Origin of the sequence: Prevotella illustrans (assembly GCF_017426725.1) — a bacterium.
GTDB classification, from domain to species: domain Bacteria; phylum Bacteroidota; class Bacteroidia; order Bacteroidales; family Bacteroidaceae; genus Prevotella; species Prevotella illustrans.
Genome location: NZ_JAERMS010000013.1, coordinates 51,825 through 63,422, shown reverse-complemented (window position 1 = coordinate 63,422; position 11,598 = coordinate 51,825). Strand labels below are relative to the sequence as shown.

Below are 11,598 nucleotides of genomic sequence, written 5' to 3'. Positions count from 1 at the left end.
GCCTTAGTGAAAACAACTTCCTTCACTTTTTTGAAAAATATTTAGGACACTATTGTTTTAAACTATATTTTTCTTCAAGAAAATAGATCGTAATTCATATTAATTTATTATCTTTACACCGAAATATTGCTTATTCGGAAAAGAGGCAATAAAATTCATTACGCGGTGAAAAGCACTACCGCATCAAGTTTGAAGAAAATAAAATAATATATTAAATGCATTTCAAATGGAATTACGAACCACCTACATCAGAAGAAAAAGCAGCGGCAGCTGAACTTGGCGATAAGCTAAGTATCAGTCCCATCCTCGCGCATTTACTCATCCGGCGTGGTATATCAACAGAATCCGGCGCTAAAAGATTCTTTCGTCCACAACTGGCAGACCTCATCAACCCGTTTCTCATGAAGGATATGGATGTGGCTGTTGATCGGCTGAATGACGCGATGGGACATAAGGAACGCATACTTGTCTATGGAGACTATGATGTAGATGGATGCACGGCAGTAGCCTTGGTTTATAAGTTTCTACAACAGTTTTACTCCAATATCGATTATTATATCCCCGACAGATATGATGAAGGATATGGTGTAAGTAAAAAAGGAATAGACTACGCCAAAGAAACCGGTGTTAAATTGATAATCATTCTTGATTGCGGTATCAAAGCAATCAAGGAGATTGAGTACGCCAAATCCCTTGGCATAGATTTTATTATCTGTGATCATCATGTGCCTGATGAAGTCATGCCCAATGCGGTGGCAATCCTCAATCCTAAAAGGCCCGATGATTCATTCCCTTTCAAACATCTATGCGGCTGTGGAGTCGGGTTCAAATTCATGCAGGGGTGGGCCAAGAACAACGGCATACCTTTTTCAAATCTGATTCCTCTGCTGGACTTCTGCGCGGTATCAATTGCTGCCGACATTGTTCCTGTCATAGAGGAAAACCGGATTTTGGCTTTTCATGGATTAAAGCAGTTAAATCAAAATCCAAGTGTTGGACTCAAAGCCATCATCGACATTTGCGGTCTCAGCGGAAGAGAAATCTCCATGAGTGATATTGTCTTCAAAATAGGCCCTCGTATCAATGCTTCGGGCAGGATGGAGAACGGCAAGAAAAGTGTTGATTTGCTGATAGAAAAAGATTTATCGGAAGCTCTCAAAAAAGCGAAGCATATTGATGAATATAACGAACAGCGCAAAGACATTGACAAACAGATGACAGAAGAGGCCAACCAGATTGTCTCTAAATTAGAAAGCCAAAAGCATCAGTCGTCGATTGTCTTGTATGATGAGAACTGGAAGAAGGGTGTTATCGGTATTGTAGCGTCGCGACTGACTGAAATTTATTTCAGACCTACGGTCGTATTGACGAAAGACGGTGAACTCGCCACGGGTTCTGCCAGAAGCGTGGCAGGCTTTGATGTCTATTCAGCCATCAAGCACTGTCGAGATCTTCTCATGAATTTCGGAGGCCATACATACGCTGCCGGTCTTACGCTAAAATGGGATGACATACCTGTTTTCAGAAAGAAATTCCAAACTTACGTAGAAGAGCATATCCAACCGGAGCAAACGGAAGCGATTATCAGAATTGATGAAGTAATCGATTTCAAGGATATTTCAAAGAAATTATACACCGACTTGAAGAAATTCGCTCCTTTTGGCCCCGACAACTCCAAGCCCATGTTCTGCACAATGGGCGTTTACGATTACGGAACCAGCAAGGTCGTGGGCAGAGAACAGGAACATATCAAACTTGAACTCGTTGACTCGAAATCGTCAAATGTTGTCAATGGCATAGCTTTTGGCCAGAGTGCTTCGGCCCGATACATCAAGTCGAAAAGGAGTTTTGACATTGCCTATACGCTGGAAAGCAATGTCTTTAAAAGGAATCAGATTCAGTTGCAAATAGAAGATATCAGACCGGAAGACCGATAACGGGAATCAAAGCCTGGCAACGATACAGAAATGGGATATAAAGAAATCCTTCAGCAATATTGGGGCTACAATGAATTCCGTGGCATTCAGAAAGAAATTATCGACAGTATAGGCTGTGGTCGAGATACGCTTGGCCTCATGCCGACGGGCGGTGGCAAGTCTATCACGTTTCAGGTTCCGGCTCTTGCCAAGGATGGCGTGTGCATCGTCATCACCCCTTTGATTGCTCTGATGAAAGACCAAGTAGACCATTTGCTGGCCAAAGGTGTCAGGGCTGCCGCTATCTATTCGGGCATGACTCGGCAAGAGATTCTGAAGACACTGGAAAATTGTGTCTTTGGCGGTATCAAATTCTTGTATGTTTCACCTGAACGACTTTCTTCCGAACTATTTCAGGTCAAGCTCCGACACATGAAAGTGAGTTTCATCACAATTGACGAAGCCCACTGCATCAGCCAATGGGGCTATGACTTTCGTCCTTCATACCTTGCGATTGCCGCAATTCGAGACCAACTGCCGGGAATTCCCGTATTGGCACTGACGGCAACAGCTACCCCGCAAGTGGTAGAAGACATACAGGCGAAGCTCAAGTTTCATGAACCCAACGTATTCAGAATGAGCTTTGAGCGCAAAAACCTGTCGTATGTCGTCAGAACCGCAGAGAATAAGGAACATGAACTTACCCATATCTTAGGTTCTGTAAACGGCAGTGCCATTGTATACGTTAGAAGTAGAAGAAGGTGTAAAGAGATAAACGACTTGTTAAAGCATGAGGGTTTTGCTTCCACCTTCTATCACGCAGGACTTGATCATTATACCAAGGATGAACGCCAAAAGCAATGGCAAGAAGACAAGGCTCGCGTTATGGTTGCTACAAACGCGTTTGGCATGGGGATTGACAAACCCAATGTCAGAGTTGTAATCCACATGGATTGCCCCGATTCTATCGAAGCCTACTTTCAGGAAGCAGGAAGAGCCGGCAGAGATGGCAACAAGGCTTACGCCGTACTGCTATATAATAACAACGACAAGAAAAAACTTCATGCACGTATCGGCGATACTTTTCCTGAGAAAAACTATATAAAACAAGTGTATGAACAATTAGCTTACTATTTCCAAATAGGAGTTGGCAGTGGCAAATCGCACACTTTTAATTTTGAAATAGATAAATTCTGTCTTATTTTCAAGCACTTCCCCGTTCATGTAGACACTTCACTTAAGATACTGCAACGAGCCGGTTATATTTACTATGAAAATGAACCTGACTCTTCAGCCAGACTAATGATGCTACTGACGAAGAACGAATTGTACAGAATACATGCGCTCTCCGATACGGAAGAGAACCTTATCACAACGCTTTTACGACTTTACGGAGGACTGTTTACCGATTATGCTTATATCGACGAAGCACGTATAGCTACTGCCTGTGGTATGACAAAAGAACAGGTCTATCTCCACTTGAAATCACTTAGCCAACGACGCATTCTTCATTTCATACCTCAAAGAAAAGTGCCATTCATAACTTACCTGACCGATAGAATCGATGGAGAAAATGTTGTCATTGGTAAAGAGATATATGAAGATAGAAAAATACAATTCCAAAAACGTATAGACGCTATCATTAGCTATGCCTCAAACAATCAAATCTGCAGGAGTCGCCAGTTATTGAACTATCTTGGGCAGGTAAACATACCTGCATGCCATAGCTGTGACGTATGCTTGGAACAGGAAACTGACCAGGAAGCAGAAGAGAGATTGGGGCCAATCATACAAAAAATACTGCGTTTATTGTCGGATAAGCAACTCCATCCATTGCAGGATATCCTGAACTTAGGCTTACCAAGAAGGCAGCTTTTAGCCGCAATCAACCAATTGAGAACGGAAGAAACAATTCATATAAAAGGAGACCGTGTCTATATAAAATAATATTAGTGTCCGGTAAAAACCGATTGACAGTTCTGCAATCCTTTATTTATCGGCACTACAGGCATGTATAGCCGGTAGTGGCTTACTTTTTGCCCCAAATAGCAACCCTTACTAAAAACATTCCTTTTCTTTTGGTTTGGTGTTTTCCACGCGCCGGGAAAGGCTGCCGTCATTTGCCGTGGCGTTTGCCGAACTCCGGCATTTAACATCTGTTTTGCTTTGGCGTTTACCGAACTCCGGCATTTAACACCTGTTATACCTTGGCATTTGCCCAAGCTGGGCATTTAACATCTGTTTTGCTTTGACGTCTTCCGAGAGCCCGGAAAGGCTGTCGGCATTTGCCGGGACGGCGAAGAGGCATGATTTATCGTTATAATTGTTTATCGGACAGCAATAATAAAATAAGGTAAAGCCAATTATCGCTCTCCCCTTCCCTCACGTTCCTCTTTCGCATATACCCAAATAAAAAGAGAGCTTTCCACAGTGGAAAACTCCCTTCATTAATATGTTATGTATGAGAAAAATCAGTTATTTTCCGGTCTCAGCTTCCTTACGGTCTCACCGGCACGCCACATTTCCTTATCGTGCATCGCTTTCAGCTCGGCATTCAGCTTTTCACGATAATCGGGCTGTGAGTTCCGGTCTATGGAAATCTGTGCTTCGTTGCCGGTCTTCACGCTAAGATAGAGCCACTCCATAACAGGCTTGATCGCTTCGCGGAACCGAGGTGCCCAATCCAGCGCGCCCCGCTGAGCCGTGGTCGAACAATTAGCGTACATCCAATCCATCCCATTCGCGCCGAACAACGGCATCAAACTCTGCGTAAGCTCCTCAACGGTTTCATTGAAGGCTTCCGAAGGAGAATGACCATGCTCACGAAGAACTTCATATTGTGCTTCTAAAAGACCTTCAATCGCACCCATCAATGTGCCACGCTCGCCTGTAAGGTCAGAGGTTGCCTCTCTTTGGAATGTTGTTTTAAAGAGATAACCGGAACCGATACCAATACCGAGGGCTATCGTCTTTTCTTCCGCGTGACCGGTAGCATCCTGATAAATAGCATAAGAGCTGTTCAATCCCCTGCCTTCGCAGAACATCGTACGAAGAGAAGTACCCGATCCCTTCGGCGCAACCATGACAACATCGACATCCGAAGGAGGAACCACGCCCGTACGGTCGTTCCAGTTAATGACAAAACCATGAGAATAATAAAGCGTCTTGCCTGAAGTCAGGTACTGCTTAATCTTCGGCCAAACAGCAATCTGGCCCGCATCGGACAGCAACATACATACAATAGTACCACGCTGTACGGCTTCCTCAATCGAAAATAAAGTCTTTCCCGGCACCCATCCGTCAGCAATCGCTTTCTCATAAGTCTTGCCTTCACGCTGACCAATAATCACGTTAAAGCCATTGTCACGCAAGTTGCAAGCCTGTCCCGGACCCTGAATACCATAACCGAGAACGGCTATTGTTTCATTTTTCAACACTTCACGAGCTTTTTCCAAGGAAAACTCCTTACTGGTGACCACAGTCTCTACAACGCCACCGAAATTCATTTCTGCCATAAATAAAATCTTTGTGTAGCCTCAAAAGTGGCTACGGGTTGACTATTTCCTACTGAATCCAATCCGCTTTATCCAAAAACAATCAATCATCGGATCCATCCACCAATTATTCAAAGAAGCAGCTTAGGAACAAAATTATAACGCGTGCAAAGGTAAACAATTATTATCAAATACCAAAATACAATTTCATTCTTTTATAAAATCCATTGAAACCCTAACAACCTCAACCTCTTCAGTCTTAGAACAAGACGATTTAGTAATTCTAATTATATGAGTATCACCCATTTGCTGCACATAGAAATTCAGCAAATCCCCCTGATGACTTTCCGCGACATAAGCAACATCCATTCGTTTCAAGCGATGCGTCTTATAAAAATCTATATCAAATAAATCAAGTACATGCTCAATATATTTCACGGAATTGACGTGCCCATTAACATCTACATCACTATAATAAGTAGAAACGCTTCTTACGAGTTCAACATCATCGTCTATTTTCACCCGCGAGCTTTTACAAATAGGGCATGGTTGGTCTGTTTCAATATATTCAGATATCAAGCCATCACGAACCGCCAGAATATCCACAGGCTGTCGAGTATCGGTATCTATCATTGCCCAAATGCTACGCCCGTAGCCTAATGGCCGGCCGTCGGCCGACATAACGGCAAAGTTTCGGCTCGTAAAATACTTCATCGCGCTTTCAACCCATGTAGCGATCTTGAATTTATCATACGCCTTGGGCATGCGTTCCATCTCAATGGCCAACCGACTCAACACCCATGTACGATGAACCGTATTGAGGTATTCCATGCCATATCCGCGATCATTGCTGTGATAATCGGCCGCGTTGAGCATGGAATTGCCCAGATGTCCCAACATCAGCTGATGAGAAAAATCGCAATGAAAAGGTTCTGCTACAAATTCATACTCACCTATCTTGCCAAGCTTCATTTTTATTATCTTTTCTCTTGAGTTTCCAAATAATCTGAGATCATCTCTTCCTTACTACGGGTGACGGCAATCCGTCCGGAGCGAGTGTATTGAAGAAGGCATCCAAACTCATTCAATTGATTGAACAAATCGGCAATATCCTCTGTAAGACCGGCCAACAACACCGTCGCGTATGTAGGATTCACCTCCATCATGCGGGCGTCGTGCTTACGAATGCTGCGAGATATTTCAGAATGCTCCATCAAAACAGGCGTAGAAATCTTGAAAAGCGCGACCTCATGAATAAACAGATCGTCATCCAAAAAGTAGTTTGCTTTCACCACATCTATCTTTTTTTCAATGGATTTCGTTATTTTCACAATCTGCTCTTCGTCACTCCAAACAGTAATTGTATATTTATGAATACCGGCAATACTGCTGGCCGACACATTGAGACTCTCTATGTTAACCTGTCGTCTTGTAAACACTGCCGTAATCTGGTTCAGTATACCGGCTATATTTTCAGAATAAACCAATAATGTATATAATTTCTTATTACTATCCATCATTTTTCTCTATCTATAATGTTTGCGACATGATCTTAATTTAATACGTAAGTGTCAGCTGCATCTCGTCAACACTTTTTCCCGGCATGGTCATCGGCACGATGTCCTCGTCTTCCTTGATTACGCATTCAAGCAGATAAGGGCCTTCAGTGTTCAACATCTGTGCTACTTTCTTCTTCAAATCCCTTCTGTCGACCGCTATATCATACGGAATACCATAGCCTTTAGCGATGTCGGCATAACGTGGATTCATCATGTGGGTGAACGACCGGCGACCACCAAACATCAAATCCTGCCATTGTCTGACATTACCCAAGTAATTGTTGTTCAAGAGAATCATCTTGACAGGAGCCTGTTGCTCCATAATCGTACCTAATTCCTGAATGCTCATTTGAAAACCGCCATCTCCCATAAAGCAGCAAACTGTACGGTCGGGCGATCCAAAAGTAGCACCTACTGCCGCAGGAAGCCCGAAGCCCATCGTGCCGAAACCGCCACTTGTCACGATAGAACGCCGGGTATGGAACTTAAAGTAGCGACTCGAAATCATCTGATTCTGGCCTACATCGTTCACCAACACAGCTTTCCCCGCCGTAGCTTCAGCCACCACATTGACCACCTCGCCCATGAGCAGCGGTCCTTCGGCGGGATGAATGTCGGGCTGAATGACCTGTTCTTCCTCCATCTGCCGATAGGTCTCGAAAGAAGCTATCCACTCCGTATGGCTGTTCTTCTTTAAAAGGCGGGTTATTGCCGGCAGCGACTTCTTGCAATCGCCGATTACCGGCACCTCACATTTGATATTCTTGTTAATCTCCGCGCTGTCAATATCCAAATGAATAATGTGAGCCTGCTTCGCGTAGGTAGAAGGTACTCCCGTCACACGATCGCTGAAACGCATGCCAATGGCTATCAGCACGTCACACTCCTGCGTCTTCAAGTTGGTCGCGTAACTGCCATGCATACCCAACATGCCCATATTCAGCGGATGATTACTTGGCAAAGCCGACAATCCGAGTAAAGTTCGGCCCGCGGGAATATCGGCCTTCTCCAGAAATTCCATCAATTCATGGTGCGCATTCCCCAACTCTACTCCTTGTCCCACAAGGGCAAAAGGGCGCTCGGCCTGATTGATCAGGTCCGCGGCACGCCGGATAACATCCTCCTTCAACTTAGGATAAGGCTCATACGACCGCACATGATCTACCTTTACGTCAATCCACTCGCATGTATGTGTCTGCGCGTTTTTAGGAAAGTCAAGCACAACCGGGCCGGGGCGGCCGCTGCGAGCGATATAGAACGCACGGCTCACAGCCCATGCCACATCTTCCGGTCGGCGTATCTGATAGGCCCACTTGGTGATTGGCTGTGCCACACCCACCAAGTCTACCTCCTGAAAAGCGTCTGTTCCGAGCGCGCCTACTCCCACCTGGCCGGCAATGACCACCAGTGGCGTAGAGTCCATCATCGCGTCGGCCACGCCCGTCAAAGTATTCGTGGCCCCCGGTCCGCTCGTTACCAGGCATACGCCAACGTCTCCACTCACCCGTGCGTAGCCTTGGGCCGCATGCGCGGCGGCCTGCTCGTGTCTGACCAGAATATGGTCAAACATCTTTGACTCGCCTCGTGTATAATGATACAAATGATCAAAAACAGGCATGATCGCACCTCCGGGATACCCAAAGATTGTTTCCACGCCTTCCTTGTGCAGTGAACGCATCAGCGCTTCTGCCCCTGTTATGACTTCTTTTGCCATAATTCTTTAGTCTATTATTCTTACTCCGCCCTTATCTGCCGAGCTGACACTCTGCGCATAAGCCCGCAAAGCCTTGCTGACAACTCTCTTCCGCTTCAAGGGTTGCTGCTGACGGGCATTCAGCTCCTCGTCGGTCAGCTTCACCTGAAGCAGTCGATTGGGAATATCTATCACGATGATATCGCCGTCTTTAATCTTTCCGATGTTGCCGCCGGCAGCGGCTTCGGGCGAAATATGTCCGATACTCAGCCCCGACGTACCACCCGAAAAGCGGCCGTCGGTGATAAGCGCGCACACTTTACCCAGATGGCGACTCTTAATATAACTGGTTGGATAGAGCATTTCCTGCATGCCCGGGCCACCCTTGGGGCCTTCGTGCGTGATGACAACACAGTCGCCCGCCTTCACTTTGCCGCATAGGATCCCTTCGCAAGCGTCGTCCTGCGAGTCGAAGACCACGGCAGGCCCCTCAAAATGCCAAAGACTTTCATCCACACCGGCCGTTTTGACGACACAACCGTTCCGCGCGATATTACCGAAAAGCACAGCCAATCCTCCGTCGCGCGTATAAGCGTGTTCCAAATCACGGATGCACCCACCCTCACGGTCTGTGTCGAGGTCGGACCAACAGGTGTCCTGACTGCCCATACGGGTTGAGAACCGCCCTCCCGGAGCCGAGGAATAGATACGACGGGCTTCGGCTTCGGGCTGCTCAACAGTGATGTCGTAGGCCCTCATCTGCTCATCGAGCGTCTTGCCATCCACCCGTTTGGCGTTGCCATAGATCAGTCCGCCTTCGTTCAGTTCGTTCAAAATGCCGAGAATGCCACCGGCCCGGTTACATTCCTGTACACTGTATTTCTGCGTGTTGGGAGCCAGTTTGCACAAGCAGGGAACCTTGCGGCTCAATCTATCAATGTCTTCCATTTTGAAGTCCACCCCACCCTCTTGCGCAACGGCCAACAGATGAAGCACCGTATTGGTACTGCCACCCATGGCTATATCCAAGGTCATGGCGTTTAGAAAGGCCTCGCGCGTAGCGATATTGCGGGGCAACACGCTCTCGTCGCCATCCTGATAATAGGCAAAAGCATTCCTGACAATCTGCCGGGCCGCGGCCTTGAAGAGTTCAACGCGATTGACATGGGTAGCCAGAATCGTGCCATTACCCGGCAGACTCAAACCGATGGCCTCGGTCAGGGAATTCATGGAGTTGGCCGTGAACATCCCCGAACAACTGCCGCAGCCCGGACAGGCCGTGCGTTCCAGTTCGGCTACTTCCTCGTCCGACACCGATTCGTCGGCACCCTTAACCATCGCCGTTACCAAGTCGGCATTCTCATTGCGCCAACGTCCGGCTTCCATGGGACCGCCCGAGCAGAATACCGTCGGGATGTTAAGGCGCATGCCGGCCATCAGCATGCCCGGCGTTACTTTATCACAGTTGGAAATGCAGATCATGGCATCAGCCTTATGGGCGTTTACCATATATTCTACAGAGTCGGCAATGATATCCCGACTGGGCAAAGAATAAAGCATGCCGTCATGCCCCATCGCAATCCCATCATCAATGGCTATCGTATTGAATTCCGCCGCGTAACACCCCATCGCCTCTATCTCTTTCTTGACGATCTGTCCGATTTCATGCAGATGCGTATGTCCCGGCACAAACTGCGTAAAACTATTCACAATCGCGATAATCGGCTTACCAAATTGCTCCTGTTTCATACCCGCGGCGACCCAAAGCGCACGGGCGCCGGCCATACGTCTGCCCTCCGTGCAAACCGCACTTCTCAACCGATGTTTCATAATTACGATTTTAATTCTTTCTCTATTATCCATCCGCGAAATCCGACAAGGACTTCATATTAAATTGCAAAGATATATTAATTTGGCGAGATTACAAATATTCTAAAATGATAATTTATATTTATCTTATAATTTATCACTATCCGGCTATCTAATCTCACAATCAGCAAGAATCAATAGATCAGCATTCTTTTTGCGTCAAAATACTTTACAAAAGCTCTCTCGTAGCCGCGTTATTCTCAACGAAGAAAAACTTTACTCCAAAAACGCGCGTTTTTCGGCAATAATCATAAACATTTGACAATCAACTATTTACGTTTTCAAGACCATTCATGCGCGCTCATTCTCACCCATTTTGTAAGCAAATTACTTGTAAAAGGGCTGCTTTGACGGTACAAAAGCATAGCTTTCAGCCCCTAAAAGGATAGCTTTTACATTCCAAAAGCATAGCTTTTAGAACGCAAAAGCATCCAAGTTAGCAAAAAACCGCATTACAACGGGTCCAAAAGCTTAGTAAACAGGCTCCACAAACGCTAGATTGCTCACTTCAGAAGTGTTAAAATAAGGGATAAATACTTTACAAAAAAACGAATTTTCCCTATATTGTGTACCCGTTTCGGGCAAGGCAAATCCTATGTGCGGGGGGGAACGCACCCACATGGTTTACTTCTTCACCACCGGCTTGAGAGCGGAGACGGTTGTTGCATTTTCCCGCAAGCAGACACACGGCGATGTCCGCCCCGACGCGTACGGCATGGGGGAAAACAATCGTCCCGCACTCCTTGCGAAAGAGGAATGCGGGACGGAAAAGGGAATTGGTCAAAAAGCGAGGCTGCCTCCGGACGTAGCACTTAGTCGGCCACGGGCAATGCGTATAGGTACTCTGGGGCGAAGTCGGCACCGTTCTCCCATTCTATGGTGTTGAACTTGACGCTGAAACGCTTGAAAAGTTCGGGATTCTTGAGAGGCTCAAAGACTTTTCCCCGAAGCGAATTCTCCAAATCGACTGTCTTTTCAACATGATCGTTGAACCACAGCCTTACACGGTAGCCTCCCGCATATTCGGCTTTCACTACTTCTGTAAACATCATACGTTGTCCTCCTTT

At 46.2% G+C, this 11,598-nt stretch carries 8 protein-coding genes; 2 read left to right on the top strand and 6 right to left on the bottom strand.

Annotation, left to right across the window (positions count from 1 at the left end):
• The first annotated feature begins 215 nt into the window (after nt 1-215).
• The gene (gene recJ, locus JHU38_RS06045; RefSeq protein ID WP_107580892.1) at nt 216-1,937 is read left to right on the top strand and encodes a single-stranded-DNA-specific exonuclease RecJ; all 1,722 of its coding nucleotides are present in this window, start codon (nt 216-218) and stop codon (nt 1,935-1,937) included.
• A gap of 30 nt (nt 1,938-1,967) precedes the next feature.
• Nucleotides 1,968-3,863: a RecQ family ATP-dependent DNA helicase gene (locus JHU38_RS06040; protein WP_107580893.1), complete on the top strand. Its 1,896-nt coding sequence runs from the start codon at nt 1,968-1,970 to the stop codon at nt 3,861-3,863.
• A gap of 524 nt (nt 3,864-4,387) precedes the next feature.
• On the opposite strand, the gene ilvC is transcribed toward JHU38_RS06040, so the two are convergent.
• The 6 genes from ilvC to JHU38_RS06010 all read right to left on the bottom strand — a co-directional run bounded on the left by ilvC (nt 4,388) and on the right by JHU38_RS06010 (nt 11,583).
• Entirely contained in the window at nt 4,388-5,431 is a 1,044-nt protein-coding gene (ilvC, locus tag JHU38_RS06035) for a ketol-acid reductoisomerase (protein WP_107580894.1), read from the bottom strand.
• Nucleotides 5,432-5,617: 186 nt separating this feature from the next.
• Nucleotides 5,618-6,382, bottom strand: coding sequence for an acyl-[acyl-carrier-protein] thioesterase (locus tag JHU38_RS06030; protein ID WP_107580895.1), 765 nt, complete (start codon nt 6,380-6,382; stop codon nt 5,618-5,620).
• 5 nt (nt 6,383-6,387) lie between these two features.
• Nucleotides 6,388-6,927, bottom strand: coding sequence for an acetolactate synthase small subunit (ilvN, locus tag JHU38_RS06025; RefSeq protein WP_107582266.1), 540 nt, complete (start codon nt 6,925-6,927; stop codon nt 6,388-6,390).
• 40 nt (nt 6,928-6,967) lie between these two features.
• A complete protein-coding gene (gene ilvB, locus JHU38_RS06020; RefSeq protein WP_107580896.1) occupies nt 6,968-8,683 on the bottom strand; it encodes a biosynthetic-type acetolactate synthase large subunit in 1,716 nt (571 codons plus the stop codon).
• 6 nt (nt 8,684-8,689) lie between these two features.
• Nucleotides 8,690-10,492 carry a dihydroxy-acid dehydratase gene (gene ilvD / locus JHU38_RS06015; RefSeq protein ID WP_107582267.1) on the bottom strand — a complete coding sequence of 601 codons (1,803 nt, stop codon included), beginning with the start codon at nt 10,490-10,492 and terminating at the stop codon, nt 8,690-8,692.
• Nucleotides 10,493-11,343: 851 nt separating this feature from the next.
• Complete coding sequence (locus JHU38_RS06010) at nt 11,344-11,583, bottom strand: DUF2442 domain-containing protein (RefSeq protein WP_232369855.1); 240 nt, start codon at nt 11,581-11,583, stop codon at nt 11,344-11,346.
• Between the last annotated feature and the right edge of the window lie 15 nt (nt 11,584-11,598).

Bases quoted from the DNA above. Each gene is read 5' to 3' on its own strand.
- recJ (WP_107580892.1), top strand. From the start codon at position 216: ATGCATTTCAAATGGAATTACGAACCACCTACATCAGAAGAAAAAGCA.
- JHU38_RS06040 (WP_107580893.1), top strand. From the start codon at position 1,968: ATGGGATATAAAGAAATCCTTCAGCAATATTGGGGCTACAATGAATTC.
- ilvC (WP_107580894.1), bottom strand. From the start codon at position 5,431: ATGGCAGAAATGAATTTCGGTGGCGTTGTAGAGACTGTGGTCACCAGT.
- JHU38_RS06030 (WP_107580895.1), bottom strand. From the start codon at position 6,382: ATGAAGCTTGGCAAGATAGGTGAGTATGAATTTGTAGCAGAACCTTTT.
- ilvN (WP_107582266.1), bottom strand. From the start codon at position 6,927: ATGGATAGTAATAAGAAATTATATACATTATTGGTTTATTCTGAAAAT.
- ilvB (WP_107580896.1), bottom strand. From the start codon at position 8,683: ATGGCAAAAGAAGTCATAACAGGGGCAGAAGCGCTGATGCGTTCACTG.
- ilvD (WP_107582267.1), bottom strand. From the start codon at position 10,492: ATGAAACATCGGTTGAGAAGTGCGGTTTGCACGGAGGGCAGACGTATG.
- JHU38_RS06010 (WP_232369855.1), bottom strand. From the start codon at position 11,583: ATGATGTTTACAGAAGTAGTGAAAGCCGAATATGCGGGAGGCTACCGT.